The sequence below is a fragment of the Micromonospora avicenniae genome (assembly GCF_900156065.1).
In the GTDB taxonomy this organism is placed as follows: Bacteria; Actinomycetota; Actinomycetes; order Mycobacteriales; family Micromonosporaceae; genus Micromonospora; species Micromonospora avicenniae.
In genome coordinates this window covers 58,898-85,451 of sequence record NZ_FTNF01000024.1, presented here as the reverse complement: position 1 = coordinate 85,451, position 26,554 = coordinate 58,898, and the positions used below count along the sequence as shown (strand labels likewise).

Sequence of the window (26,554 nt, the reverse complement as noted above, 5' to 3'; positions counted from 1 at the left end):
GTGAGGACGGTCTTGCGGATCAGATCGGTACGCATGGTGTGTGCCTCTCTGTTCGGGGGTGCGCGTGCGGCATGGGGGTGTCGCACGGTGAAGACAAGGGGGGATGCCCGGCGGCGTGGCCTGCTCGGGTGCTCCGGGGTGTAACGGCGGGGGCCGGCCGGTCATTCCGCCTGGCGCGCGGCTCCGCGGGGTTGCCGCGCGGTGGGGGCTGCGGCGGCCGGGGGATTCAACGAGCTCAGGGCCGGTGGTGTTCCCGGCTGGGGCTCTCCGCCTGGCGCCGGCGACCCGGGGTCGCGCGGCACGCCATGTTCAACGACCCGGCTCGCGGCATGATTCCGCCGGGGTGGCCTCGGGAACGGGACAGCCGTCCCGGAACCGGACATCCCGCCTGGCCGGCCACCCTGCCGAACCGGACAAATAGCCCAGGTTGGGCGGCGGGTGATGTGATCGACTCGGCTTCGAGGAAGTCGCGGTAACCCAGCGTCTGGGACACCCCGACATCAATGAGCCCGAGTCGATCATCTCGCCGATCTCGCCGATCTCGCCGATCGCTTCGATCGCGTCGATCCCGCTGGTCGCGCCCGGTCCCGTCGACCCGCGTCGGTCGCACCGACCCGGCCGGTCGCGCCGATCCGGCCGGTCGCGTCGATCGCGTCGATCGTGCTGGCCTTGCTGGTCGCGTCGATCGCGCCGATCCGGCTGGTCGCGCCGATCCAGGCGATCGCGCCGGTTCGGTCGAGTGAGCGCTGTAGCCCGGTCGGAGCGCTGGGCCGCTGCGCACCGCCCTTCGGCTGTCGGTCTGCGTGCCGATCGGGTGTCAGACCGGATCGATCGCGGTTTCCGATGTCCTCTGGGTAGGAATCGGCGTGCTCTCCGCCACCGGATCGGTGGCCGGTGTCGTCGCGACGCTTGGGGACGGGGTCGTCGCCGGGCCGGTGGCTGGCGTCGTCGGGACGCCGGCGGGCGAGGTCGTCGCCGGAGCTGTGGTTTCGGCAGGGGCCGCCGGCCAGGGGATCTCCGGGGACGAGTGGTACGTGATCCCGGCGGCCGCCCAGCGTGGGCCGTGCCCGGCCAGCCGCTCCCGGAACCCGGCCCAACTGTGCGTCGACTGCGGTGACCAGCCCAGTTCCGCGATCGCGGGCAGCCGGGGGAAGAGCATGAACTCGATCTCCGGCAGCGAGGTCACCGACTCGGTCCAGAGCGGGGCCTCCACGCCGAGTATCGCCTCGGCCGGTACGTCGGCGACGTGGCTGCCCGGGTCCCAGTCGTACGCCCGGTGTACGTCGATCAGTCCGGCCCAGTCGTGCCCGAGCGGGGTGTCCGGGGCGTACTTCATGTCCAGGTAGGCGTGGTTGCCGGGGGAGAGGATGAGCCGTGCTCCGCGGCGTACCGCCTCGGCTGTGGCGGGGTCGTCGCCGTTCGTGCCCCACCACTGGAGGATCCGTCCTTCGGTGTGCGCCGCCGGGGCGATCTGGTGCCAGCCGACAGTGCTCTTGCCGGTGTCGGCGACGATGCGCTGCACCCGCTCGACGAAGCCCGTGTACGTCGCGCCTTTCACCTTGAACGCCTCGTCGCCGCCGATGTGCAGGTACGGGCCGGGGGTGTTCGCGGCCACCTCGCCGAGCACGTCGGCGATGAACTCGTAGGTCCGTTCGCTCGTCGGGTCGACGTAGCTGAAGCCCACCTCGGTGCCGGTGTACGGCGGTGGCGTGGCGCCGTCCGGGGCGAGTTCACCGTACGCGACCAGCGCGGCGTTGGTGTGTCCGGGCAGGTCGATCTCGGGTACGACGGTGATGTGCCGGGCTGCGGCGTACGTGACGATGCGCTGGTAGTCGGCGGTGGTGTAGTACCCGCCCGGGCCGTCGCCGACCTCGGTCGCCGCGCCGACGGTGGTGAGGCGGGGCCAGCCGGGTACCGCGATCCGCCAGCCCTGGTCGTCGGTGAGGTGCAGGTGCAGGCGGTTGAGCTTGTACCGGGCCAGGTGGTCGATGACCCGGAGCACGTCGGCGACCGGGAAGAAGTGCCGGGCCACGTCGAGCATCGCGCCCCGGTACGGGTACCGCGGCCGGTCGACGATCGATCCGCCGGGCAGCACCCAGCGTCCGGCGACCGGGGTGCGGCTCTCGATGGCGGGCGGTAGGAGTTGACGCAGGGTCTGTACGCCGTGGAAGAGGCCGGCCGGGGTCGCTGCCGTGATCCGTACGACGGCGCGGGTCACGGCGAGCCGGTATCCCTCGGCGCCGAGCGTGTCGTCCTCGGTGAGCGCGAGGACGATGCTGCTGTCCGTTTCCAGATCGGCCGTGCCGGTCACCGGCAGCGGGTAGCCGGTGGCCGGCCGCAGCAGTGCGGCGAGGTGCTCGGCGACGGCGAGCGCGGCGGTGCCGGAGCTGACCTGGATCACCGTGTCGGCGGCCAGTTGGTGGTCGTCGGCCGGTTCCGGACGTACCTGTTCCGGCATGGGCACGACGTCGGTGAGTCGTACCGGGGTGGTGGCGGTCAGCAGGTCGCCGGCGACCTGGGCGGCGGTCCGGGCGAGGTCACCGGCGGCGGGGGTGCGCAGTGACATCTGCTCGCGGTCGGCGGCGGAGGGGAGGGACGACACGGCGGCGGCTCCGGGGTGTATTCGCGTCGGTTGTGGCAAATATGACGTTCACCGAAATGCGTGCCGTCAAGGGTACGGCGGGCAGTGGTCTCTGCGTGATCGTGCGCGTGGGACCGTTCCCAAAAACCGGTACGAACGCGGATAGTGGTGATGGCTGTGCCTATTGTCACCGAACGGCCCCAGGCCACCCGAACTTCGCTTAACCTTCGCCCACCGATCGCTGACGACGCCGTGATTAACGGCGATCGCGCCCGGGGTATGTCCGAACTGAACCTTCGTTAAGTGTCGATGGCGCGCGGGAGGCTCTGGTGGCAGCGCAAGAGACGGTCGATCACAAGTACGTCTACGACTTCGCCGAGGGCAACAAGGACCTCAAGGACCTGCTCGGCGGCAAGGGCGCCAACCTGGCCGAGATGACCAACCTCGGTCTGCCGGTGCCGCCCGGCTTCACGATCACCACCGAGGCCTGCAAGGCGTACCTCGCCACCGGCGCGGAACCGGCCGGGCTCGCCGACCAGATCGAGGCGCACCTGGAGGCCCTCGAACGGGAGATGGGCCGGCGCCTCGGCGACCCGGACGACCCGCTGCTCGTCTCCGTCCGCTCCGGCGCGAAGTTCTCCATGCCGGGAATGATGGAGACCGTCCTCAACGTGGGCCTCAACGACCGCAGCGTGGTCGGCCTCAGCGCGCAGGCGGGACAGAACGACCGCTTCGCCTGGGACTCGTACCGCCGGTTGATCCAGATGTTCGGCAAGACCGTCTGCGACGTGCCGGGCGAGGAGTTCGAGCACGCGTTGGAGGAGGCCAAGCGCGCCAGGGGCACCACGGACGACCTCGACCTGGCCGCCGAGGACCTGCGCGGGCTGGTCGACGCGTACAAGAAGATCTTCGCCAAGCACACCGGGCGCGAGTTCCCGCAGGAGCCGCGGGAACAGCTCGACCTGGCCATCCGAGCGGTCTTCGAGTCATGGAACGCCGAGCGCGCGGTGGTGTACCGGCGGCAGGAGCGCATCCCGGCCGACCTGGGCACGGCGGTCAACGTGGTGGCGATGGTCTTCGGCAACCTGGGTCCGGACTCCGGCACCGGCGTGTCGTTCACCCGCGATCCGGCCAGTGGCGCCCAGGGCATCTATGGCGACTACCTCGCCAACGCCCAGGGCGAGGATGTGGTCGCCGGCATCCGCAACACCGTGCCGCTGCAGGAGCTGGAGCGGATCGACAAGAAGTCCTACGACGAGTTGCTCGGCTACATGGCCCGGCTGGAGGAGCACTACCGGGACCTCTGCGACATCGAGTTCACCATCGAGCGCGGCAAACTCTGGATGCTGCAGACCCGGGTCGGCAAACGTACGGCGGCCGCGGCCTTCGTCATCGCCGGCCAGCTCGTCGACGAGGGGCTCGTCGACCTGGACGAGGCGTTGCACCGGGTCAACGGCGCCCAGTTGGCCCAGCTGATGTTCCCGCGGTTCCGGCTCGACCACGAGTTCGACCCGGTGGCGAAGGGCGTCGGTGCCTCGCCGGGCGCGGCGTCGGGCAAGGCCGTCTTCAGCTCCGACCGGGCCGTCGAACTGGCCGCCCAGGGCGAGTCGGTGATCCTGGTCCGCCGGGAGACCAACCCGGACGACCTGAACGGCATGATCGCGAGCAAGGGAATCCTCACCTCGCGGGGCGGCAAGACCAGCCACGCGGCCGTCGTGGCCCGAGGGATGGGCAAGACCTGCGTCTCCGGAGCCGACGAGCTGGACGTGAACATCCCGCAGCGGAGGTTCACCGTCGGCGAGCACACGGTCGAGGAGGGCGACGTCATCTCGATCGACGGCACGACCGGGAAGGTGTACCTCGGTGAGGTGCCCGTCATGCCCAGCGAGGTGGTGCAGTACTTCGAGGGCACGCTCGACGCCGAGCAGAGTGACAACCCGCTGGTCCGGGCCGTACACCGGATCATGACGCACGCCGACCAGCGGCGGCGGCTGACCGTACGCGCGAACGCCGACACGGCCGAGGACGCCGCTCGGGCCCGGCGCTTCGGCGCCGGCGGCATCGGGCTGTGCCGGACCGAGCACATGTTCCTCGGCGACCGCCGGGAGCTGGTCGAGCGGCTCATCCTGGCCCGCACCGACGACGAACGCGAGAACGCCCTCGCCGCGCTGCTGCCGTTGCAGCGGGCCGACTTCGTGGAGATCTTCAAGGCGATGGACGGCCAGCCGGTCACCGTCCGGCTGATCGACCCGCCGCTGCACGAGTTCCTGCCGCCGCTGGAGCAGCTCGCGGTCAACGTGGCGGTGGCCCAGGAGCGCGGTGAGGACGTGGCCAAGGAGGAGGCGCTGCTCGCCGCCGTGCGGCGGATGCACGAGGAGAACCCGATGCTGGGCCTGCGCGGCGTCCGCCTCGGCCTGGTCATCCCCGGTCTCTTCGCCATGCAGGTCCGGGCCATCGTCGAGGCCGCGGTCGAGTGCGCCCAGCGCGGCGGCGACCCCCGCCCGGAGATCATGGTCCCGCTGGTCGGCGCGGTGCAGGAGCTGGAGACGGTACGCGCCGAGGCCGAGAAGATCATCGCGGAGGTGGTCGGGGAGAGCGGCGTCGAGGTGCTGATTGGCACGATGATCGAGGTACCGCGGGCGGCGCTGACCGCCGGGCAGATCGCCGAGGCCGCGCAGTTCTTCTCCTTCGGCACCAACGACCTGACCCAGATGGCCTGGGGCTTCTCCCGCGACGACGTCGAGGGCGCGTTCTTCTGGCGCTACCTGGAGCTGGGGATCTTCGGCATCTCGCCGTTCGAGTCGATCGACCGCGACGGCGTGGGCCGGCTGGTGCGGATCGCCGCCGAGGAGGGCCGGGCCGCCCGACCCGGGCTGAAGCTCGGCGTCTGCGGCGAGCACGGCGGCGACCCCGACTCGGTGCACTTCTTCCACTCCGTCGGGTTGGACTACGTCTCCTGCTCGCCGTTCCGGGTGCCGGTGGCACGGCTGGAGGCGGGTCGAGCGGCCGTCGAGACGACCGGCTCGGACAGCCGCTGACCGGGCCGGCGGCGGGGCGGTCGACGTCCCGCCGCCGGCTTGTCCGGCGCGGCCGGATCCGGGTTGCCGTGGCGGATTCACCCGGCCCCGACCCGGGAACTGTCATCCCGCGAGCGGGTATCGCCGGCAAGCCGCGCGGCGGTCGTGGGCGTAACCTTGGCTCGCTCGTACTCCGTCGATGCGGAAGGTGGCTGCATGACCAGCGTCTGGGAGAGCCTGACCGTCGACGCCCACGATCCGCCCCGGCTGGCCCGGTGGTGGGCCGAGGCCCTCGGCTACCAGGTCGTCACCGAGAAGCCCGACGAGGTGGAGATCCGGCAGTCGCCGGAGCGGCTTCCCGGCATTGTCTTCGTGCCGGTCACCGAGGGCAAGGAGACCAAGAACCGGCTCCACCTGGACCTGCGTCCCGACGACCGCGAGGCGGAGGTCGAGCGGCTGGTCGACATGGGTGCACGCCACGTCGACGTCGGGCAGGCCGCTGTCGACTGGACGGTACTCGCCGACCCGGAGGGCAACGAGTTCTGCGTACTTCGGCAACGTGACTAGGACGACCGGTTGAGCGGGCAGCCGTTCGACACGCCGGACGCGCAGCGGCGGGTCACGGAAGCGCCCAAGGACACCGGGCACGGCCGGTCCCCGTACGAGCGGGACCGCGCCCGGGTGCTGCACTCGGCGGCGTTCCGGCGGTTGGCCGCGAAGACCCAGGTGCACACGGCGGGCACCGACGATTTCTTGCGTACCCGGCTGACGCACTCGCTGGAGGTCGCGCAGATCGCCCGGGAGATGGGCGCCCGGCTGGGCTGTGACCCGGACGTGGTGGACGTCGCCGGGCTCGCCCACGACCTCGGGCACCCGCCGTTCGGGCACAACGGCGAAGCCGCCCTGGACCTGCTGGCCAGCGACTGCGGCGGCTTCGAGGGCAACGCGCAGACGCTGCGGGTGCTGATCCGATTGGAGGCGAAGGTGTTCGCCCCCGACGGTTCCTCCGCCGGTCTGAACCTCACCCGTGCCTCGCTCGACGCGGTCAGCAAGTACCCGTGGCCGCGCCGCCCGGAGCGCCGCAAGTTCGGCGTGTACGCCGACGACGCCGACGTGTTCGACTGGATCCGCGCCGGCGCGCCGCCCGGGGAACAGCGCTGCCTGGAGGCGCAGGTGATGGACTGGGCGGACGACGTGGCGTACTCGGTCCACGACGTCGAGGACGGCATCCATAGCGGGTACGTGTCGCTGCGGCCACTGCTCGACGACGCCGGCGAACGTGCCGCGCTCTGCGCCGACGTGGCGGCGAGCTACTCCCGCGAGTCGACGGCCGACCTCGGTGAGGTGCTGGTCGACCTCCTCGCCGATCCGGTGCTCGCTCCGCTCGTCGGCTACGACGGCAGCCACCGCGCCCAGGCTGCGCTCAAGGCCACGACCAGCGTGCTGACCGGCCGCTTCGTCTCCACCGCGGTCTCCGCCACGGAGGACCGCTTCGGCCCCGGCCCGCACCGCCGGTACGCGGCGGACCTGGTGCTGCCCCGGGAGGTGCGGGCCCGCTGCGCGCTGCTCAAGGGGATCGCGCTGCGCTACGTGATGCGTCGCCCCGGCGCGCGCGCCCGGTACGAGTGGCAGCGGCAGGTGCTCGCCGAGTTGGTCGCCGCTCTGGTGGCCCGGGCGCCGGAGGGGCTCGACCCGGTCTTCGCCCCGCTGTGGCGGGCGGCCCCGGACGACGACGCGCGGCTTCGTGTGGTGATCGACCAGGTCGCCTCGCTGACCGACCCCGCTGCGGTCGCCTGGCACGCTCGCCTGGCCGGAGATGGCGGACCCCGCCCGGCGGCCGGAGAAGGTTAGGGTAACCTAACCAATATGACGGAGCGCCGTACGAAGGTCACCAGGGCCGAGGTAGCGCGTGTCGAGCGGCCCGCCCCGCGCCTGATCCGGCTGGTTCTCGGTGGTGAGGAGCTGACCGGCCTGCCGGTGGGCGAGTTCACCGACCACTACATAAAGGTGGTCTTCCCGCAGCCGCACGTGGCCCACCCGTCGCCGTACGACCTGGAGGCCGTCCGCCGCGACCTGCCGCGCTCGCACTGGCCACGCCTGCGGACGTACACCGTGCGGGCATGGGACGCGCGAGCCGGGGAGCTCACCGTCGACGTGGTGCACCACGGTGACGAGGGGCTCGCCGGGCCCTGGGCGGCCGGCCTGCGTCCCGGCGATCCGGTGTACTTCGTCGGCCCGGGTGGCGCGTACGCCCCGAGCCCGGCGGCGGACTGGCACCTGCTGGTCGGGGACGAGAGCGCCCTGCCGGCGATCGCCGCGTCGCTGGAGCGGCTGCCGTCCGGCGCGCCGGCGAAGGTCTTCGTCGAGGTCGACGGCCCGGCCGACGAGCTGCCGCTGATCAGCCGGGGAGAGGTCGAGCTCTACTGGCTGCACCGGGCCGCCCGGCCGGTGGGCGAGGTGCTCGTGGAGGCCGTACGGACGTTCGACTTCCCGCCCGGCACCGTGCACGCGTTCGTGCACGGCGAGGCGACGTTCGTGAAGGAACTGCGTCGGCTGCTGCGCGTCGAGCGGGGCGTGCCCCGGGAGATGTGCTCCATCTCCGGCTACTGGCGCCGGGGCATGGACGACGAGAGCTGGCGGGCCTGCAAGCCCGCGTGGCGGCGGCAGGCGGAGGCCGAGGAGGCGCTGGCCGCCTGAGCTGACGGTACGCATCGTGGGGTGGGGCGGGTGTCCCACCCCACTGGCGTCTCCGGCCCGGAATGGCGAATCAGTGGGCGGCAGTGTGTCTACCCCGAGATGTAGTAGAGGTGCTACATTCTGGCGTAGTAGTTCGTCAGCCAGGGAGGGGTCATGACCGCCGTCGAGCTCCCAGGAACCGTTGCCGCTCCACACCCGCCCGACGGAGACGTCGTTCTCGACGTCCGCGACCTGCGCATGCGCTACGGCACCGTCGACGTGCTGCACGGCGTCGACCTCACCGCCCGGCGCGGCGAGGTGCTCGCGCTGCTCGGCCCGAACGGCGCCGGCAAGACCACCACCATCGAGATCCTCGAAGGCTTCCGGATGCGCTCCGCGGGAGATGTCCGGGTCCTCGGCGTCGACCCGAGCCGGGGCGACGAGCGTTGGCGCGCCCGGATGGGGGTGGTGCTCCAGTCCTGGCGTGACCACGGCAAGTGGCGGGTCCGGGAGCTGCTGGCGCACCTGGGCGCCTTCTACGCCCCCTACTCCACCGACCGGATCCGCCGGCCGTGGCCGGTCGACGAACTGCTGGACGCCGTCGGTCTCGCCGGGAATGCCCGCAAACGGGTCGGCCAGCTCTCCGGGGGCCAACGTCGTCGGCTCGACGTGGCCGTCGGCATCGTGGGCCGTCCCGAGTTGCTCTTCCTGGACGAGCCGACGGTCGGGTTCGACCCGGCCGCCCGTCGCGAGTTCCACGAGCTGGTGCACCGGCTGGCCGACCTGGACGACACCACGATCCTGCTCACCACGCACGATCTGGACGAGGCGGAGAAGCTCGCCGAACGGATCCTCATCCTGGCCGGCGGCCGCATCATCGCTGACGGTTCGCCGGACGAGCTGTCCCGCCGGGTCGCCGGGAACGCGGAGATCCGCTGGACCCGGGACGGCGAGCGCTTCGTCCACTCCGCAGCCGACGCCACGGCCTTCCTCCGCGACCTGTTCGGGCAGTACGGCGACGACGTGCAGGAACTGGAGGTCCGCCGGCCCAACCTGGAGGACGCGTACATGGCACTGGTCTACGAGCAGGAATCCGGGGCCCGAGGCAGCGCGGCGGCCCGGGCGTGGCAGCAGGGGAGGCAGGCATGAACCCGACCGCGGCGGCCGTGCGGGCCGGATTCCGGCGCGGCACGACGGAGCTGCGCAACACCTTCACCAACGCACAGGACCTGTGGGGCTACGCCTTCCCGACCCTGGTACTGCTGGTCACCATCTTCTTCATGCGTGGCGCCACGGTGCCCGGCACGGACTTCTCCCTCGGTTCCCGTACGCTGCCCAGCGTCCTCGGCATGGGGCTCGCCTTCGGCGGCCTGATCACGCTCGCCCAGCAGCTCGTCGTCGAGCGCGAGGACGGCACGCTGCTGCGAGCCAAGGCCACCCCGAACGGCATGCTCGGCTACCTCGTCGGCAAGCTCACCCTGATGTCGACGGTCGCACTGGTGAGCATGCTCATCCAGCTCGTCCCGTCGCTGTTCCTCGTGGACGGGCTCCGGCTGACCAGCGCGCCGGCCTGGCTCACCCTGCTCTGGGTGGCGGTGCTCGGCCTGGTGGCCACCCTGCCCCTCGGCGCGGTCATCGGGTCGCTGATCGAGAACCCGCGCAACCTCGGGCTGGTCATGCTGCCGATGATGGGGCTGATCGCGCTCTCCGGCATCTTCTACCCGATCAACGGCTACCCGGGCTGGCTCCAGGCCGTCGCCCAGGCCTTCCCGGTCTACTGGCTAGGGTTGGGCATGCGCTCGGCGCTGCTGCCGGACGCGCTGGCCGCGGTCGAGGTCGGCGGGTCGTGGCGGCACCTGGAGACGTTCGGCGTGCTCGGCGCGTGGGCGGTGCTCGGGCTCGTGCTGGCCCCCGTCGTGCTGCGGCGGATGGCCCGCCGCGAGTCCGGCTCCCGGGTGGCCGCACGCCGGGAGCGGGCCATGCAGCAGATCATCTGAGAGGACGGCGATGAGCGAGACCGTGCACAACCGCATCGCGGTGCTGCGGGCCGAGCGGGGCATCTCCCGGCGGCAGCTCGCCGACGCGCTGGGTGTGCACTACCAGACGGTCGGCTACCTGGAACGGGGCGAGTTCCGCCCCAGCCTGCACCTGGCGCTGCGGATCGCCGCGTACTTCGAGGTGCCGGTCGAGGTGGTCTTCTCGATCGAACCGTTCCCTCGCATCGGTGACGCCCCCGCGGAGGTCGGCCGTTCGGCGTGACCGCCGGCCGGCCCGGCGCGCCGCGGTGACCCACCCCGGATGCCGGGTCAGTCGGTAGCGGTGAGCTCCGTCCCCGGGGCGATCCGTTCCCTGGCCAGCATGAAGGTGAACAACACGGCGTACCCGACGATCGCCGCGCAGAGCAGCACCAGCAGCAGGAACGGCGAGGAGACCATCAAGGTGATCGCCCAGGCCGAGCCGATGCCGTACGCGGCGAGCAGCGTGGCGCCGGGCGAGACCCGGATCGCCAGCCAGTACAGGCCCAACCCGCAGAGGAGCCAGAGGGTGATCGAGCCGGCGAGCAGCAGGCGTACCTCCGTGGTCAGGGCCTCGTCGCGATGGACCGTCCGGACCGCCTGCCCGAGCGCCCAGCCGAGCAACAGCAGGCCGCCACCGAGCAGGTAGTGCAGGTAGGCGTAGGGCTGGCCGCCGCGCAGCCGGTGGATGGGGATGCCACTGGTGACGAAGGTGGCGTAGATCCACCAGATCGCCGCCGGCACGGTGAAGGCCAGCGCCGCGGTGAGGGCCATCTTCTGGTCGGGGTGGTTCGGCACGGTGGCGAGCAGATTGGCCACCGTGCTGCCGAGCACGATGATGATGAACTGGCCGACCCGTTCCGGCAGGTGCCGGACGTCCACCGGCCACCGGCTCAGCCAGCGGTAGCCGAACCAGGGCGTGACGAGCTCGATCGCCGTGCCGGTGATCCAGAACGCCGGCCGCAGATGCCCGGGGGCGGCCAGCGAGGCCAGCCAGATCAGCCAGCCGAGCCCGAAGCCGATCAGATAGACGCGGGTGCCCATCCGGGCCACCTCGGTGTCGGGGCGGCCCCGGAGGTAGAGCAGGAGCAGCACGCCACGGACGATCAGGTAGCCGACCGGCAGCATCTCGCCGGTGGGCACCTCGTCCACGCCGAGGGTGATCGCCCCGGCGCCGAGCAGCGCGAGCAGTAGCAACAGCCGGTGCGACAGATCATCCGCTTCGTACCGGGTGGCGTAGTAGGCGTGCCCCACCCAGGCCCACTGGACCACCAGGAAGAGCCCGAACACCGTGATCACGCTGCTCGGCCGGGGGGTCGTGTCCTCGCCGAGCCGGTCCACCACGGCCGCCAGCGCGAAGACGAAGATCACGTCGAAGAAGAGCTCGAACCAGGTGGCGTGCCGGTGGCCGGCCTCGTCGCCGGTGGCCATCGGCCGACCCAGGACCCGTCGGCCCCATCCTGCCGTCCGCTTCTGCCACCTCCTCATCTGCCCATGCTCGCCGCACCGGGTCGGTACCTGTGACGGATTGGACAAGCTCCTCGCGATCCGGCTCACCCGGCGTGCCCCCGGCGGCGGATCGTCGGTCCGGCAGGGCAGGATGTAACCCGAGGGGGTGGCCGATGGCGGGGCGGATCCGGGACGAGGACATCGCGCTGGTCCGCGAGCGCACCTCGATCGAGGAGATCATCTCCGAGACGGTGACGCTCCGGTCCGCAGGCGGCGGCAACCTCAAGGGGCTGTGCCCGTTCCACGACGAGAAGAGCCCCTCGTTCAACGTGTCGCCGGCACGCAACGTGTGGTACTGCTTCGGCTGCGGTGCGGGCGGCGACGCGATCAAGTTCCTGATGGACGCCGACCATCTCAGCTTCGTCGAGGCGGTCGAGCGGCTCGCCGGCCGCGCCGGGATCCAGCTGCGGTACGTGGAGACCGACTCGGGCCCGTCGCGGAGCCGGCCACAGCAGGGGCAGCGGCAGCGGCTGGTCGCCGCGCACGCCGCCGCGGTCGAGTTCTACCAGTCCCAGCTCACCACCGCCGCCGCCCGACCGGCCCGCGAGTTCCTGGCCTCGCGTGGCTTCGACCGCGCGGCCGCCGAGCGGTACACCTGCGGCTTCGCCCCGGACGCCTGGGACCAGCTCACCAAGCATCTGCGCCAGCGTGGCTTCACCGCCGACGAGCTGGTCACCGCCGGGCTGTCGCGTCCGGCCCGGTCGGGATCGCTCATCGACCGCTTCCGCCGCCGGCTGCTCTGGCCGATCCGGGACCTCACCGGAGACGTGATCGGCTTCGGTGCGCGCAAGCTCTTCGACGATGACGACGGCCCGAAGTACCTGAACACCCCCGAGACGCCGCTCTACAAGAAGTCGCACGTCCTCTACGGCATCGACCAGGCCAAACGGGAGATCGCCAAGCAGGGCAAAGTCGTCGTCGTGGAGGGCTACACCGACGTGATGGCCTGTCACCTGGCCGGCGTCACCACTGCCGTGGCCACCTGCGGCACCGCGTTCGGCGCCGACCACATCGGCGTGCTGCGCCGGCTCCTGCTCGACACCGACGCCGTGGCCGGCGAGATCATCTTCACCTTCGACGGGGACGCCGCCGGGCAGAAGGCGGCCCTGCGCGCGTTCGACGACGACCAGCGCTTCGTCGGGCGTACCTTCATCGCGGTCAGCCCCGACAACATGGACCCGTGCGAGCTGCGCCTGGCCAAGGGCGACCTGGCCGTACGCGACCTGGTCGCGCGCCGCGAGCCGCTGGTCGACTTCGCGCTGCGGCACGTCATCAGCCGCTACGACCTCGACACCGTCGACGGGCGGGTGGAGGCGATGCGCCGGGCCGCGCCGCTGGTCGCCAAGATCAAGGACCGGGAGAAGCGGCCCGAGTACATCCGTAAGCTCGCCGGCGACCTGGGCATGGAGATCGAGCCGGTGCAGCGGGCGGTGCAGACCGCGGCATCGGGCGCGGACGGTCGCGAGACAACCGCCCGGGCGCCCCGACCCGCCGCCGGGCCGGCCGTGGACAGCCCGCAGTCGATGGTCGAGCGCGAGGCGTTGAAGCTCGCCCTCCAGCAGCCGGTGCTCGCCGGACCGATGTTCGACGCGGTGGAGGCCTCCGAATACCGGCACCCCGTCCACGTGGCGGTACGCGAGGCGATCGCGGCGGCCGGCGGGGCGGCGGCCGCGCCCGGCGGGGCGGTGTGGATCGAGTCGGTCCGGGACGCCTGTGCCGACCTCGCCGGCCAGGCGCTCGTCGCGGAACTCGCCGTCGAGCCGCTGCGGATCGACGGCGAGCCGGACCCCCGGTACGTCTCGGTGACCGTGGCCCGGCTGCAGTGGGGATCGGTGACCGCCCGGATCAAGGACCTCAAGTCCCGGATCCAACGGATCAACCCGATCAGCAACAAGGACGAGTACTTCGCGCTCTTCGGTGAGCTGCTCTCGCTGGAGCAGCACGCCCGGGCGCTGCGGGAACAGGCCGCGGGAGGGCTGTAGATGGGACTGTTCAACCGTCGGCCCAAGCTGCGCCCGGCCGACCGGCCGCCACTCGACCGGGACGAGCGGGTGCTCGCCTGGGCCGCGGCCGGAGACGGTGCGGACGGCGACGTTCTGGTCGCCACCAACCTCGGGCTCTGGCTGCCCGGCCGGGCGGAGCGGTTGCGCTGGCACGAGGTGATCAAGGCGGGCTGGTCCGGCCGTGAGTTGACCGTCACACCGGCCGAGCTGGTCGCCGAGCGGGACGGCTACCTGGTGGTCGCCGACGCCGCGCCGCAGACGTACCTGCTGCTCGACCCGGGTGACGTGCCGCATCAGGTGCGGGCGCGGGTCACCCGGTCCGTCGCGTACACCCAGCACCACCGGATGGCCGGTGGTGCCGGCCGGATCGCCGCCCGCCGTGCCCCCGGCGTCGACGGTCTGACCTGGACCGTCCGGTACGACCCGGGGACCCTGCCGGACGACGTCGAGGTGACCGCCGAGACCGACCGGTTGGTGGTGGCGGCCCGAGCCGCGACCGCTCCCGCCGACGTCTGAGACGGCGGGAGCCGCCGGCGGGTCAGCGGGCGCCCAGGTCCTGCAATGCCTTCTCCGCGCCCCGGTGCAGCGGCACCGGGTCGGTCCGCCGGGCGTTCTCCAGGGTTATCCCCTCCGCGGCCTGGTTCGCCTGGACCAACGCGTCCTTGTGATCGAACAGGGTTCGCGTGATGGCACAGGCGACGTTCGCGTCCAGGTTCGTGCGTACCAGCAGCACGTTCGGCACCACGATCGTCGGGGTGTCCGCCGCCGTCCGGTACGCGTCCCGGCCGATCGTGCCGGCCTGGTAGGCCGGGTTCAGCTCGGCCATCTTGGGCAGCAGCGGGGTGATGTCGAGGAACCGCACCTTGTCGCCGGCGGTGGTGAACAGGTCGGTCACCCCGCCGGTGGGCAGCCCGCCGGACCAGAAGAAGGCGTCGATGCTGCCGTCCTTCATCCCCTCGACGGTCTTGGTCAGGTCGAGTCGCTGCGCCTGGATGTCCTTGGCCGGATCGAGGCCCGCCGCCTGGAGCAGCCGGTGGGCGATCACCTCGGTGCCGGACTTCGGCGAGCCGGTGGAGATCCGCTTGCCCCGCATGTCGGCGACGGAGGAGATGCCGGCGTCGTTGCGTACGACGACCTGGGTGTAGTTGTCGTAGATCCGGGCCAGCGCCTGCACCGGCTGCGCGGAGGTGAAGCTCTCCTTGCCCTGGACGGCGTTGACCGCGGTGTCGAAGAGCGAGAAGGCGACGTCGTACTGTCCGGCGACGAGTTGCTCGATGTTCTGCACCGAGGCGCCCGTCTCGGCGGCGGTACCGGTCAGCCGGCCGCCGGTGGCATCGGGAAGCTGACCGGCGAGAGCGTTGCCGACCACGTAGTAGACGCCTGTCGAGTTCCCGGTGGCGATCCCGACCCGGGTGTCCCGGGCCACCTCACAGGTGACCTCACTGGCGGTGTCGTCCTGGGCCGCCCCACCCTGCCGGCCGCCGCAACCCGCCACTCCCGCGGCCGCGATGGCGAGCACACTCACGCCCGCGAGGAGCCGAACGCTTCTCCCGCTCACTGTGTTACCTCCCTCAGCTCAGCCGGTGTCCCGGCCTGCCCGCCGGACCGACCGGCGGATCCGCGTCGTACGAGCACCCCCGCGACCGCCGCGGCCGACAGTCCGACACCGATCGCCACCGACACCGGCTCCAACCGGAGCAGGACCACCCCGGCCAGCGCGGCGAGCACGCGTTCCGGGGCGCCGGCCGGCCCTACTCCGGGCAGCCAACCGCCGGCCGCGACGGCGAGTACCGCGACGCTGAGGGCGAGGACCACGGTGGCCGTCAGGACCTGGCGCGGCCCGCCGATGCCCAGCAGCCCGCGCCCCGCGGGCGTGATCACGAAGGCGATCGGAATGAGGTACGCCGGAAGCGCGTAGCGCAGGGTCTGCCACATGGTCGGCACCAGCCGGCCGCCGGTGACCGCGGCCGCGGCGACGGCGGCGAGCGCGGTCGGCGGCGACGCCTCGGAGAGCACCGCGAAGTAGAAGACGAACATCGCCGCGGCCGGCGCGGCCACCCCCAGGTTGAGCAGTGCCGGCCCGATGATCACCCAGCCGATCACGAAGGAGGCGGTGACCGGCACGGCGAGCCCCAGCAGGGTGAGCGCGAGCGCGGCGAGTACCGCGGTCAGCACCAGCACCACGACCGGGTCGTCGGTGACCACCCGGGCGCCGTCCACCAGCAGCGCCGCCGCCTGCGGACCGAGCCCTGTCTTGGTGGTGGTCGCCGTGATGATTCCGGCGGCGGCACAGACGGCGGTGACGGCCAGGACTCCGCGTACGCCACCGGCGAGGGCGCTCGCCAGCCGGCGCGGGGTGAGCCGATGGCCGCGGTCCAGGAAGGAGAGCGCGGCGGCCAGCACGGTCGCGAGCACCACCGCCCGGGTGGCCGACATGCCCACGGCGAGCAGCACGATGATGACGATGAGGGACGCGAAGTGGTAGCCGAACCGACCGAGCAGCCGCCACGGGGAGGCCGCGTCGACGGACACCGCCCGTACGCCCGAGCGGCGGGCGTCGATCTCCACGGAGAGCAGGATGCCGAGGTAGTAGAGGACGGTCGGCACGGTTGCCCAGCCGAGCACCTGCAGGTACGAGACGCCGAGGTACTCGGCGATGATGAACGCCGCCGCGCCGAGCGTGGGCGGGGAGAGGATCGCGCCCACTCCGGCGGCCGCCAGCATGCCGCCGGCCCGTTCCGCCGGGTAGCCGGCCCGCCGCAGGATCGGCCAGGTCACGGCCCCGATGCTGACCGTCGTCGCCGCTCCGGAACCGGAGACGGTGCCGAGCAGGAACCCGGAGGCGACCGCCGTGCGCCCGGCGGCCGTACGCGACCGGCGGAACGCCGCGGTGGACAGGTCGACGAAGAACCGGCCCGCGCCGGAGAGGTCCAGCACCGCGCCGTAGATGGTGAAGAGCACGATGTACGACGCGGCGACGTCCAGCGGGGTGCCGTAGAAGCCGCTGTCGGAGTTGTAGAAGGCGTCGATGATCTGGCTGAAGTCGAGCCCGGCGTGGGCCACCGGCCAGGACTGCGGAAGCAGGCCGCCGTAGTAGCCGTAGCCGAGGAAGAGCAGGCAAACCGCGGGAAGGATCCAACCGGTGGTGCGCCGGCAGGCCTCGAGCAGGAGCACGAGCAGCCCGGTGCCCATCACCAGGTCGGCCGGGGCGAGCAGTCCCTGCCGGTCGAGGAAGGCGTCGTAGCCGCCGCCGCCCGAGCCGAACGGGATCGGCAGCACCGGGTAGAGGCAGGCGACCAGCGCGAGCGCGGCGAGTGACCAGTCCGCCGCGGTGGGCCGCGACCTGGTCGCCGCCGTACCGCCGCGGCCCGGCCGGAGCCGCAGGCCGGAGGGGTAGGCGAGGAAGACCAGCGGCAGGACACCCGCCAGGAAGATGATCAGGTAGTACTTGCTGCCCTGGGGCAACGGTCGGAAGACCTGCCAGAGAGCGAGTACGCCGACGGCCACCGCCGCCGCGCCGACGAGCAGGTTGGCCGAGCCGGTGAGTACGCGACCGGGCTTCTCGTCCTCGAACTGTGCGGCCAGTTCGGGCAACCCGTCCGGATCGCGCCGCGCCGCGCCGCCGGGCTGCCCACCGTGCTGTTCGTCAGGGATGGCGTCCGGGCCGGGGTGGACGGTGTCGCCCGGCGGGTCGGAGTCCCCGGACGCGCGGGCAGGGCCTGAGCCGGGCTCGGCCGGGTCGTTCGCGGCCTGGGCCGGGCCGTTCATGGCCTCCGTCGAGGCGGGGCGGCGGGGCGTCGGCGGCGAACCGTCAGAGGAGCGGGTGGGCGCCACAACCGGACGATACACGTCGATTGATGGTTGGCGGGTGCATCGACCGAGGTGAGCAGGTTCGGCGACCTCGCCGCGGCCCGGAGGGCTTCTTCCCGTGTCTCACCGGCCGCACCCGCGCCGGATCGGGGCAGCGGCGCGGGGACGGCGTCCATAAGATCAACTGCGCGGTTCCTGGCGAACCCACGAGGGGGAAATCATTGTCGAGTGTGGATACCGGCTGGCGGCGGCAGGAAGGGCTGGGTGCTCTCTACCTCGGCATCTTCGCGACCGTCTGGTTCAGCGTCCCGGCGGCGGAGCAGCCACTGCGCGGCCTGTTGGTGGCCGGCAGCGTGGCGGCGCTGCTCACCGCGGTCGCCGGTGGTGTCGTCACGGCGCGGTCCCGGGGCGCGGCGGCCGGTCCGCGTGACCGGGCTGGCGACCGTCGTTACCTCCTGATCGTCGTGGCCGAGTTCGCCCTCGCCGGGCTCGGCGCTGCGGCACTGGCCGTCGCCGGCTGGTCGGAGTACATCCCCGTGCTGGTCTGCGCCGTGGTGGGGCTGCACTTCTTCCCGCTCGCCCCGCTGCTGCGCAGCCCGCTGCTGCGACACCTCGGCGTCGCGACGTGCGCGGTGGCGGTGGCCGGGCTGCTGACGGGGGTGCCGGCCGGCGTCGTCGCGGGCACCGGCGCCGGAGCTCTGCTGCTCGGCTACGCCCTGCGATCGCTGGTGCGGAGCGTCCGCGGCTGAACCCGCGGGCTCGTGCTGTCGTCGGTCATCGCGCCGGCTCGCGTTGGCAGAGCACAGTCCGGCGCGGGTGCGCGTCAGCGGGCGATGAGCAGGCCGACACCGGTCAGCAGGCTCAACGCGAGCACGGCGGCGAGAGCGGCGGCGTGGCGGCGCGCGTTGGCGCCGCCCAGCAGGCGCAGGGCGAGGGCGAGAGGGCCGATGGGCTGCATGGTCCGTGTTCCCTTTCGGTCGGCGTTGGCGATCAGGGCTGCGGCGCCGAGGGTGCCGGCGGCGAGACGTAGTGGAGACATGCCCAGGTCCGTAGCACCGCGCACGTCGGCTTCCCACTGCTCGAGGTAGCGGGCACGCAGGTCGCGGGGAAGCAGCGCCACCGTGCAGCGCAGGACGACGAGCGCGACGCGGGTGGACGGTGTCATCGCGCCTCCCGTAGCCGTGCGGGACGCTGCCGTGCCTCCCGCGTCGCGGCCTGTGCGCACACCCGCCGCGCCGCCGGGGCGCCGTCGGCGGTCAGCTCGTACATCCGCCGCCGGGGACCGCGGCGCTCGGTCTCCTCCCAGTGCGACGTGACCCAGCCGTTGCGCTCCAGCCGCTCCAACAGGGGATAGACGCTGCCCGAGGGACGCCCGGTCAGCTTGATGATCTCCAACCCCCATCGTGGCCGGTCGCTGTCCACCAACACGCGAAGTACGTCGACCGTCGCGCCGCCGAGGCGTCCGAGTGGCTCCACGCATCCAGGCTACCTATGTAGTTTAAGCACGTCCAGGGGATACGGAATCAACGGCCGTAAGGTCGATTCGCAGGCGTAGCGGGCACCCAGGGGTGCTCCCCCGCTCGACGGCGTTGCAGGTGGCGCGCGGTGCGGTGCTCCGCCCGGTGAGGTTGATCGACTCGGGGTCATTGATGTCGGGGTGTCCGCGGCGTCGGATTACCGCGACTTAAGGAAGCCGAGTCGATCACGTCACCGCCGACCCCACGCCGGGGCGGATTGTCCGGTTCGACCGGCGGTCAATCGCACCGATTGCCCGATATTGGGGTGGGCATGGCATCCTCGCCGGCCGTACGTCACCCCCGGCATCCTCACCACGGACGCCGCCCTCCTGCTGGCGCACGACACGTTCGACGCGTGGTGGCGATGGGACCGCTGATGGCATCGCGCCGGATGGGGCCATTGCTCCACGGGTAGGTGGTTACCCGTCGTTTCGTCGGGGCATGCCCGCAAGGCAACGCGACGACGAGGAGGGGCGAATGGCCGCCGACAAGCGACCCGACCGTGACGACGACGCGGCGCGGGCGGCCGCCGACCGCCGTCAGGGAACCCGGGAGCCGGCCGGGCCGGAGGCGGGCCCGGAGAGCCCCGCCCAACTGCCGGGCACCGGGTGGCTGGCGGCGCTGCGCCGGACGGTGAAGGAGTTCCAGGGGGACAACCTGACCGACTGGGCCGCCGCCCTGACCTACTACGGCGTGCTCTCCATCTTCCCCGGCCTGCTCGTGCTCATCTCCATCGTCGGCCTGCTCGGGTCGGGGGCCACCGAAGGCGTCAAGGACACCGTGGGCCAGGCCATCCCGCAGGGCAACATCCAGCAGATCCTGGAACGGGCGATCGAGCAGGCGCAGAAGTCCGGGGGACTGGCCAGCGCCGGCGCGGTACTCGGTCTGCTCGGTGCCTTCTGGTCCGCGTCCGGCTACATCGCCGCCTTCATGCGTGCCTCGAACGCCATCTACGACGTGCCGGAGGGGCGGCCGATCTGGAAGACGCTGCCCACCCGGATCGGCGTGACCGCCGTGATCGGAGTGATGCTGCTGATAAGCGCGGTGATCGTCGTCTTCACCGGCCGCCTCGCCCGGGCGGCCGGCGAGGCGATCGGGCTCGGCTCCACGGCCGTGACGGTCTGGAACATCGCCAAGTGGCCGGTCCTGCTGATCCTGGTCAGCCTGATGTTCGCCATCCTCTACTGGGCCTCGCCGAACGCCCGGCACGGCGGCTTCCGCTGGGTCAGCCCGGGCGGGGTGCTGGCCGTGGTGATCTGGCTGGTGGTGTCCGGACTGTTCGCGGTCTACGTGAGCAACTTCGGTTCGTACAACAAGACGTACGGGACCCTCGCCGGCGTGATCATCTTCCTGGTCTGGCTCTGGCTGACCAACATCGCGATCCTGCTCGGCGCGGAGTTCCAAGCCGAGTTGGAGCGCGGCCGCGCGATCTCGGCCGGTCACGCCGCCGAGGAGGAGCCGTACGTGGAGCTGCGCGACGACCGCAAGCTCCGTAAGGCGGCGCGTCGACGCCAGGAGTGACGAGCGGGCCCATCCGTCCTGGCCAAGGAACCGCCTGCCGCTGACCGGTGTGCGCGTGGAATCGTCGGCGTCACGCGGAAAGCTGCGGGAGAGGGAACCGGTGCCGGCACCCGCCGGAAGCATCGTCGTTCGTATTCGACGCGGTCGGCGCGGGGCCCCGCCGCGCGGCGATCCGGTCTTTTCGCCGCACGGTAGGAGGAGCCCGCGGTCCGGCTCTCCAGGCGGGCGATGTCCCCACCGGCGGCCGTCGGGCCAGCTTGCGGCGCATCCGACGTCACCACGGGCGCGGACCCTGGCACGGGCGCCTCCGCTTGGCAGGTGGGCGCTCCGGTAAGCCTGGATGCCGCTGCCGCCGGCGCGTCCCATGCCGCTGCCGCCGCAGGCCGGAGCCGGTCGAGTCGGCGATCGCCGGCCGCCTCGTCGTGCGCGGTGTCGTCCGTACGGATGGTGATCGAAGCGCCGACGGCGGCCTCCGTGGCGCCAGTCGCTACCAAAACTTCTGTCCGAATGAGCAAAAGTTAGCGACGGATCAGCCGAAGCTCTGGACATCCGGCTCGGAAGACTCCTACTGTGTCGAGCACAACGCATAGACAGCCTCGTCGATGTGAAGGATGCCGATGTGGAGGTGAGCCCGGTGCGGACCGACGACCCCCTGCACGTACGCCTCCTGCGCTTGCTCCGCGACGAGGGAGCGGTCTCCCGGGCCGAACTCGGCGACCGGTTGCAGATGCCACGCCCCCGGCTCCTGGCCGAACTCGAGCGGCTCGTCAACCTCGGCTACGTCGCCGAGGCCGGGCTGGCGGCATCCCGCGGTGGCCGTCGGTCCACCCTGGTCGAACTGAACCCTCGGCTGCGCTTCGCCGCCGTCGACCTCGGCGCCTCGTCGATCGACGTCGAGGTGGTCAATGGGCGGCTCGAACCGGTCGCGGCGTACGGGGAGGCGGCCGACATCCGTTCCGGCCCGAAGGTGATCCTGCAGCGGGTCAACGAGTTGTTGCACAAGGCCAAGGTGGACGGCGCGTACGAGCGGCTGGACGCCGTCGGTGTCGGGGTACCCGGCCCGGTGAGCTTCCGTGACGGGCTACCGGTGTCGCCGCCGATCATGCCCGGGTGGGACCGCTTTCCCGTGCGGGAGCTGCTCACCCGTGAGCACGGCTGCCCCGCGGTGGTCGACAACGACGTCAACATCATGGCGATCGGCGAGCGGCACGGCGGCGTCGCCCACTCGGTCGACGACTTCCTCTTCGTCAAGATCGGTACGGGCATCGGCTGCGGCATCTACCTCAGTGGCGAGGTCTACCGGGGTACGGACGGCTGTGCCGGCGACATCGGGCACATCCAGGTCGACTCGCACGGGCCGATGTGCTCGTGCGGCAACGTCGGCTGCCTGGAGGCGCTCTTCAGCGGCGCCGCGCTGGCCAAGGACGCGGCCGCCGCCGCCCGCAACGGGACCTCGGCCGCGCTCGCCGAGCGGCTGGCCGCCAACGGCACGGTGACCGCCCTCGACGTGGCCGAGGGCGCCGTCGAGGGAGACGTGGCCTGCATCCAGTTGATCCGCGACGGGGGGCGGCGGGTCGGCGGCGTGCTGGCCGGACTGGTGAGCTTCGCCAATCCGTCCATGATCGTGATCGGCGGCGGCCTCGCCCAGCTCGGTCACATCCTGCTCGCCGAGATCCGCAGCGTGGTCTACCGCCGGTCGCTGCCGCTGGCCACGGGCAACCTGCCCGTCGTCCTCTCCGAGCTCGGCCCGCGGGCCGGGGTCGCCGGCGCTGCGGTGCTCGCCAGCGACGTCGCGTTCGGGGAGGCGTCGTGAGGTCGGAGTCGCGAGCCGGGCGGCCGCAGGCGGGGGAGACGTCGTGAGCGCGAGGAGTGAGCCGGGCTTGCGAGCCCCGCAGTCGCGATCTGGGGTGGTGCTGTGAGCACGAGGACCGAGCCGGGCCTGCGAGCCCCGCAGCCATAGGTGGAGTGGGTGTGACCGAGCGGGAGGAGGGCGTGGTGACCGAACCGGAAGCGAGTCCGACGGGCGGCGGTGCGCAGGGCGGGTCCGTGGACGCGCCACTGCTCGAGGCGCCGGCCGACACCGTCGCGGGCGAGGTGGTGCTGCGCCTCACCGACGTGGTCAAGACCTTCCCCGGCGTACGCGCCCTCGACGGCGTGCAGTTGGAGGTCCGCGCCGGCGAGGTGCACTGCTTGCTCGGCCAGAACGGCGCCGGCAAGTCGACCCTGATCAAGGTGCTCTCCGGGGTGCACCAACCCGACTCCGGCCAGGTCGAGTGGCGCGGCGAGCCGGTGACCTTCGCCAATCCACAGGCCGCCATGCGCGCCGGGATCGCCACGATCTACCAGGAGCTGGATCTCGTCGAGGACCTCTCGGTCGCGGAGAACGCCTTCCTCGGCCACGAGCCGCGTCGGTTCGGCTTCGTGCGCCGTGGTCAGATGGCTCGGCGTACCCGGCAGATCCTCGGCCGGCTCGGTCACGCCGAGATCCCGCCGAACCGGATGGTCCGCTTGCTGCCGGCCGCCGGCAAGCAGGTCGTCAGCATGGCCCGCGCGCTCTCGCACGAGGCGCGACTGATCATCATGGACGAGCCGAGCGCGGTACTCGCCCATGACGAGGTCGGCAACCTGTTCCGCATCATCCGTGAGCTGACCGCGCAGGGCATCGCCGTCATCTACATCTCGCACCGGTTGGAGGAGATCCGCGAGATCGGTGACCGGGTCACCGTGCTCAAGGACGGCGGGACCACCGCCGCCAACCTGCCGGCGCGCGACACCCCGACCCGCGACCTGGTCAACCGGATGACCGGCCGCACGATCGAGTACGTCTTCCCGGAGCGTCCGACCGGCGCGGGCCCGGCGGAGGCCGACCTGCTCGTGGTGGAGGGGCTCACCCGGCCCGGCGAGTTCGCCGATGTCTCGCTGCGGGTACGGCCCGGGGAGGTCGTCGGTATCGCCGGGCTGGTCGGCTCCGGCCGCTCGGAGCTGCTGGAAACCATCTACGGCGCTCGCCGGGCCGAGGCCGGTACGGTGCGAATGGCCGGCCGGGTGCTGCGCGCGGGCAGCGTCGGCGCGGCGGTACGGGCCGGGATGGGCATGGCCCCGGAGGAGCGGAAGAGCCAGGCGCTGCTGCTCGGCGAACCGATCTACCGCAACGTCACCCTGGCCACCTTCACCCGGTACGCCCGGGCCGGTTTCACCGACGTGGGACGCGAGCGCGCGGAGGCCGACCGGATCGCGGAGAGCCTGGAGTTGCGCCCGCGCGACGTGCGCCGCCCGGTGCGCACCCTCTCCGGTGGCAACCAGCAGAAGGTGGTGGTCGGGCGCTGGCTGCTCGGCGACACGAAGCTGCTGTTGCTGGACGAGCCCACCCGGGGGGTCGACGTCGGCGCGCGGGCGGAGCTCTACCAGGTCATCCGTTCCCTCGCCGAGCAGGGCGTCGGAGTGTTGCTGGTCTCCAGCGAGGTTCCCGAGGTGCTCGGTCTGGCCGACCGGGTGCTGGTGATGCGGGAGGGGCGGGTCGTCCGTGAGGCACCGGCCGGCGAACTTGACGAGAACACCGTCCTCGACCTCGTCATGGCGGGGTCCCTGATGGAAGGCGCGGCGGCATGAGCGACGTGACCGACACCTCCACCCCGGAGCGGCCGGCGCAACTACCGGCGCAGTCTCCGCCGGTGGACCCGGCGGAGACCGCGGCGGCGGAGCAGCGGGCCGCGGGCCGGCTCTCCTGGTGGCGCGGCGAGAGCGGTGAGGGCGCCCGCCGCAACCTCTGGTTGATCGGGGTGCTGGTGGCGCTGATCGTCATCGGCATCGTCACCCGACCCGACCTCTACGGGAACTCCAGCTGGGTGTGGAGCAACATCCTCGTCATCCTCAAGCTGGCCTCCGTGGTCGGTGTGGTCAGCGTGGGGATGACCTTCGTCATCATCGGTGGTGGCATCGACCTCTCGGTCGGCGCGATCGTCGCGCTCGCCGGGGTCTGGGCGACCACGGTGGCGACCCAGAGCTACGGCGCCGGCGGCATGATCTTCTGCGCGCTCACCGTCGGCCTCGGCGTCGGTCTGGTCAACGGACTGCTCATCTCGTACGGCCGGCTGGTGCCGTTCATCGCCACGCTGGCGATGCTGGTGGCCGCCCGCGGACTGGCCGCCGAGCTCTCCGACAAGCAGACCCAGGTGTCGAACAACGCCACCATCAACGACATCGCCAGCACGAATCTGCTCGGGATCCCGCTGCTGGTCTACATCCTCGCCGCGGTGGTGATCGCCGGGTGGGTGCTGCTCAACCGCACCACGTTCGGGCGGCGCACCGTGGCGGTGGGCGGCAACCCGGAGGCGGCCCGGCTGGCCGGCATCGACGTCAAGCGGCACACGCTGATGCTCTACGCGCTCTCCGGTCTGTGCTGCGGCATCGCCGCGATCATGCTCACCGCTCAGGCCACGTCGGCCCAGGCGGCGATGGCGAACCTCTACGAGCTGGACGCGATCGCCGCTGTGATCATCGGCGGCACGCTGCTCAGCGGCGGGCGGGGCACCATCATCGGTTCCCTGCTCGGGGTGATCATCTTCTCGACGATCACCAACCTCTTCGCGATCAACGGCCTCACCACCGAGGCCCAGAACATGGTCAAGGGCGGCATCATCGTCGCGGCCGTCCTGGTCCAACAGGTGCAGTTCCGCAGCCTCACCCAGTTCCTCGGACGTAACCGACTCACCACCAACTGACCCACCGCAGCACACCCGGTCACCGTGCAGGCGACGGTGACCGGGCCCCGCACACCCTTTTCCCGCTCCCATCACCGCGAATTCAGGAGGTCGTCATGACCGAGCACAGTCGCGACCTGTCCCGCCGCCGCCTGCTCTTCGGCGGGGCTGCCGTCGGCGCCGGCGTGCTGCTCGCCGGTTGCACCAGCAACGAGACCGAGCCCACCGCGGCACAGACCAAGGGTGCCGACGCCGCGGCCAGCGGCAACGCGGCGCCCGGCCAGAAGGTGGTCATCGGCTTCTCCGCCCCGGCCGCCGACCACGGCTGGCTCGCCGCGATCACCACCAACGCCAAGGCGCAGGCCGGTGCCTACTCCGATGTAGAGTTCAAGACGGTCGAGGCCGGCGCGGACGCGGCTGCCCAGCGGGCCGCAATCTCCACGCTGATCTCGCAGAAGCCGAACGTGATCGTCATGCTTCCGCACGACGGCAAGGAGCTCAACGCCGCCGGCCTGGAGGCGATGAAGGCCGGTATCCCGGTGGTGAACCTGGACCGGGCCTTCCCCGACGCGCTGGCCTACCGGCTTCAGATCAAGGGCGACAACTACGGCATGGGCGTGGCCGCGGCGCACTACATCGTCGATCAGCTCAAGGCCAAGGGCGTCAGCAACCCGGTGATCGGAGAGATCGCCGGCATCGACTCCCTGGAGCTGACCCAGGAGCGCTCGAAGGGCTTCGCCGACACCCTCGCCCAGAGCGGGTTGAAGGTGAGCAACCGGAGGGCGGCCGAGTTCACCGCCGACTCCGGCCAGCAGGCCGCCACCAGCCTGTTCCAGGCGCTGCCGAAGATCGATGCGGTCTGGAACCACGACGACGACCAGGGCATCGGTGTGCTGGCCGCGGTCAACCAGGCCAACCGCAAGGAGTTCTTCATGGTCGGTGGCGCCGGCTCGAAGAAGGCCATGGAGGACATCCAGGCGGACAACACCGTGCTCAAGGCGACCGTCACCTACAGCCCGTCGATGGCGTCCTCGGCCATCTCCCTGGCGCGGCTGATCGCCCAGGGCAAGGGCATGTCCGACCTGGTCGAGCTGCAGGTGCCCAAGGAGATCATCCTCGCCTCCGAGACGATCACGAAGGAGAACGCGAGCAACTACCTCAAGCTCGGGTTCTGACACATTGGGGGGAGACCCACCTTGTCCACT

The 26,554-nt window shown here is 71.6% G+C and carries 21 protein-coding genes; 15 read left to right on the top strand and 6 right to left on the bottom strand.

From position 1 onward, the window contains the following. Nucleotides 1–817: 817 nt before the first annotated feature. The gene (locus BXA10_RS26000; protein WP_425436118.1) at nt 818–2,623 is read right to left on the bottom strand and encodes a beta-N-acetylhexosaminidase; all 1,806 of its coding nucleotides are present in this window, start codon (nt 2,621–2,623) and stop codon (nt 818–820) included. 287 nt (nt 2,624–2,910) lie between these two features. On the opposite strand from BXA10_RS26000, the gene ppdK reads away from it, so the two are divergent. The 7 genes from ppdK (at nt 2,911) to BXA10_RS25965 (ending at nt 10,533) form a co-directional block, all read left to right on the top strand. Further along, on the top strand, nt 2,911–5,619 hold the full coding sequence (ppdK, locus tag BXA10_RS25995) for a pyruvate, phosphate dikinase (RefSeq protein WP_076473474.1): 2,709 nt from the start codon (nt 2,911–2,913) through the stop codon (nt 5,617–5,619). A gap of 195 nt (nt 5,620–5,814) precedes the next feature. Beyond that, nucleotides 5,815–6,165: a VOC family protein gene (locus BXA10_RS25990; RefSeq protein WP_076473473.1), complete on the top strand. Its 351-nt coding sequence runs from the start codon at nt 5,815–5,817 to the stop codon at nt 6,163–6,165. A gap of 9 nt (nt 6,166–6,174) precedes the next feature. Further along, entirely contained in the window at nt 6,175–7,449 is a 1,275-nt protein-coding gene (locus tag BXA10_RS25985; RefSeq protein ID WP_076473472.1) for a deoxyguanosinetriphosphate triphosphohydrolase, read from the top strand. A gap of 15 nt (nt 7,450–7,464) precedes the next feature. Further along, complete coding sequence (locus BXA10_RS25980; protein ID WP_076473471.1) at nt 7,465–8,295, top strand: siderophore-interacting protein; 831 nt, start codon at nt 7,465–7,467, stop codon at nt 8,293–8,295. 153 nt (nt 8,296–8,448) lie between these two features. Next, nucleotides 8,449–9,423 carry an ABC transporter ATP-binding protein gene (locus BXA10_RS25975; RefSeq protein ID WP_076473470.1) on the top strand — a complete coding sequence of 325 codons (975 nt, stop codon included), beginning with the start codon at nt 8,449–8,451 and terminating at the stop codon, nt 9,421–9,423. Beyond that, on the top strand, nt 9,420–10,271 hold the full coding sequence (locus tag BXA10_RS25970) for an ABC transporter permease (RefSeq protein ID WP_076473469.1): 852 nt from the start codon (nt 9,420–9,422) through the stop codon (nt 10,269–10,271). The genes BXA10_RS25975 and BXA10_RS25970 overlap by 4 nt, the downstream gene beginning before the upstream one ends. A gap of 10 nt (nt 10,272–10,281) precedes the next feature. Next, entirely contained in the window at nt 10,282–10,533 is a 252-nt protein-coding gene (locus tag BXA10_RS25965) for a helix-turn-helix transcriptional regulator (protein WP_076473468.1), read from the top strand. Between the two features lie 47 nt (nt 10,534–10,580). On the opposite strand, the gene BXA10_RS25960 is transcribed toward BXA10_RS25965, so the two are convergent. Next, a complete protein-coding gene (locus BXA10_RS25960; RefSeq protein WP_084753287.1) occupies nt 10,581–11,777 on the bottom strand; it encodes a low temperature requirement protein A in 1,197 nt (398 codons plus the stop codon). Between the two features lie 134 nt (nt 11,778–11,911). On the opposite strand from BXA10_RS25960, the gene dnaG reads away from it, so the two are divergent. Together dnaG and BXA10_RS25950 are read left to right on the top strand one after the other, a co-directional pair. Continuing rightward, nucleotides 11,912–13,780 carry a DNA primase gene (gene dnaG, locus BXA10_RS25955; RefSeq protein WP_076473466.1) on the top strand — a complete coding sequence of 623 codons (1,869 nt, stop codon included), beginning with the start codon at nt 11,912–11,914 and terminating at the stop codon, nt 13,778–13,780. Beyond that, complete coding sequence (locus tag BXA10_RS25950) at nt 13,781–14,317, top strand: hypothetical protein (RefSeq protein WP_076473465.1); 537 nt, start codon at nt 13,781–13,783, stop codon at nt 14,315–14,317. Between the two features lie 22 nt (nt 14,318–14,339). On the opposite strand, the gene BXA10_RS25945 is transcribed toward BXA10_RS25950, so the two are convergent. Both BXA10_RS25945 and BXA10_RS25940 read right to left on the bottom strand, forming a co-directional pair. Then, the gene (locus BXA10_RS25945) at nt 14,340–15,359 is read right to left on the bottom strand and encodes a TAXI family TRAP transporter solute-binding subunit (protein WP_076473464.1); all 1,020 of its coding nucleotides are present in this window, start codon (nt 15,357–15,359) and stop codon (nt 14,340–14,342) included. Further along, on the bottom strand, nt 15,356–17,569 hold the full coding sequence (locus BXA10_RS25940; RefSeq protein WP_084753285.1) for a TRAP transporter permease: 2,214 nt from the start codon (nt 17,567–17,569) through the stop codon (nt 15,356–15,358). The genes BXA10_RS25945 and BXA10_RS25940 overlap by 4 nt, the downstream gene beginning before the upstream one ends. A 263-nt stretch (nt 17,570–17,832) precedes the next feature. Here BXA10_RS25940 and BXA10_RS25935 point away from each other — a divergent pair, with 263 nt between their 5' ends. Beyond that, a complete protein-coding gene (locus BXA10_RS25935; RefSeq protein WP_139338148.1) occupies nt 17,833–18,360 on the top strand; it encodes a hypothetical protein in 528 nt (175 codons plus the stop codon). A 74-nt stretch (nt 18,361–18,434) separates the two neighbouring features. Here BXA10_RS25935 and BXA10_RS25930 read toward each other — a convergent pair whose 3' ends face one another. Continuing rightward, entirely contained in the window at nt 18,435–18,776 is a 342-nt protein-coding gene (locus BXA10_RS25930; RefSeq protein WP_076473461.1) for a hypothetical protein, read from the bottom strand. Continuing rightward, on the bottom strand, nt 18,773–19,087 hold the full coding sequence (locus BXA10_RS25925; RefSeq protein ID WP_076473460.1) for a PadR family transcriptional regulator: 315 nt from the start codon (nt 19,085–19,087) through the stop codon (nt 18,773–18,775). The genes BXA10_RS25930 and BXA10_RS25925 overlap by 4 nt, the downstream gene beginning before the upstream one ends. 518 nt (nt 19,088–19,605) lie before the next feature. Between BXA10_RS25925 and BXA10_RS25920 the strand changes: the two genes are divergently transcribed. From BXA10_RS25920 to BXA10_RS25900, 5 genes are all read left to right on the top strand, one after another. Further along, complete coding sequence (locus BXA10_RS25920) at nt 19,606–20,649, top strand: YihY/virulence factor BrkB family protein (protein WP_245828500.1); 1,044 nt, start codon at nt 19,606–19,608, stop codon at nt 20,647–20,649. Nucleotides 20,650–21,283: 634 nt separating this feature from the next. After that, nucleotides 21,284–22,462 (top strand): ROK family protein, encoded by a 1,179-nt coding sequence (locus tag BXA10_RS25915; RefSeq protein ID WP_076473482.1) that lies wholly within the window; start codon nt 21,284–21,286, stop codon nt 22,460–22,462. A 281-nt stretch (nt 22,463–22,743) separates the two neighbouring features. Next, on the top strand, nt 22,744–24,258 hold the full coding sequence (locus tag BXA10_RS25910) for a sugar ABC transporter ATP-binding protein (RefSeq protein ID WP_175649314.1): 1,515 nt from the start codon (nt 22,744–22,746) through the stop codon (nt 24,256–24,258). Beyond that, nucleotides 24,255–25,370, top strand: a complete 1,116-nt coding sequence (locus BXA10_RS25905; protein ID WP_076473458.1) for an ABC transporter permease — start codon at nt 24,255–24,257, stop codon at nt 25,368–25,370. Before BXA10_RS25910 ends, BXA10_RS25905 begins: the two co-directional genes overlap by 4 nt. Nucleotides 25,371–25,465: 95 nt before the next feature. Then, nucleotides 25,466–26,524 (top strand): substrate-binding domain-containing protein, encoded by a 1,059-nt coding sequence (locus BXA10_RS25900; protein ID WP_076473457.1) that lies wholly within the window; start codon nt 25,466–25,468, stop codon nt 26,522–26,524. The last annotated feature ends 30 nt before the right edge of the window (nt 26,525–26,554 follow it).

What these genes read in the sequence shown, in the direction of transcription:
- BXA10_RS25990 (WP_076473473.1), top strand. Translation starts at nt 5,815, where the DNA reads ATGACCAGCGTCTGGGAGAGCCTGACCGTCGACGCCCACGATCCGCCC.
- BXA10_RS25980 (WP_076473471.1), top strand. Translation starts at nt 7,465, where the DNA reads ATGACGGAGCGCCGTACGAAGGTCACCAGGGCCGAGGTAGCGCGTGTC.
- BXA10_RS25975 (WP_076473470.1), top strand. Translation starts at nt 8,449, where the DNA reads ATGACCGCCGTCGAGCTCCCAGGAACCGTTGCCGCTCCACACCCGCCC.
- BXA10_RS25970 (WP_076473469.1), top strand. Translation starts at nt 9,420, where the DNA reads ATGAACCCGACCGCGGCGGCCGTGCGGGCCGGATTCCGGCGCGGCACG.
- BXA10_RS25965 (WP_076473468.1), top strand. Translation starts at nt 10,282, where the DNA reads ATGAGCGAGACCGTGCACAACCGCATCGCGGTGCTGCGGGCCGAGCGG.
- BXA10_RS25960 (WP_084753287.1), bottom strand. Translation starts at nt 11,777, where the DNA reads ATGAGGAGGTGGCAGAAGCGGACGGCAGGATGGGGCCGACGGGTCCTG.
- dnaG (WP_076473466.1), top strand. Translation starts at nt 11,912, where the DNA reads ATGGCGGGGCGGATCCGGGACGAGGACATCGCGCTGGTCCGCGAGCGC.
- BXA10_RS25950 (WP_076473465.1), top strand. Translation starts at nt 13,781, where the DNA reads ATGGGACTGTTCAACCGTCGGCCCAAGCTGCGCCCGGCCGACCGGCCG.
- BXA10_RS25940 (WP_084753285.1), bottom strand. Translation starts at nt 17,569, where the DNA reads ATGAACGGCCCGGCCCAGGCCGCGAACGACCCGGCCGAGCCCGGCTCA.
- BXA10_RS25930 (WP_076473461.1), bottom strand. Translation starts at nt 18,776, where the DNA reads ATGACACCGTCCACCCGCGTCGCGCTCGTCGTCCTGCGCTGCACGGTG.
- BXA10_RS25920 (WP_245828500.1), top strand. Translation starts at nt 19,606, where the DNA reads ATGGCCGCCGACAAGCGACCCGACCGTGACGACGACGCGGCGCGGGCG.
- BXA10_RS25905 (WP_076473458.1), top strand. Translation starts at nt 24,255, where the DNA reads ATGAGCGACGTGACCGACACCTCCACCCCGGAGCGGCCGGCGCAACTA.
- BXA10_RS25900 (WP_076473457.1), top strand. Translation starts at nt 25,466, where the DNA reads ATGACCGAGCACAGTCGCGACCTGTCCCGCCGCCGCCTGCTCTTCGGC.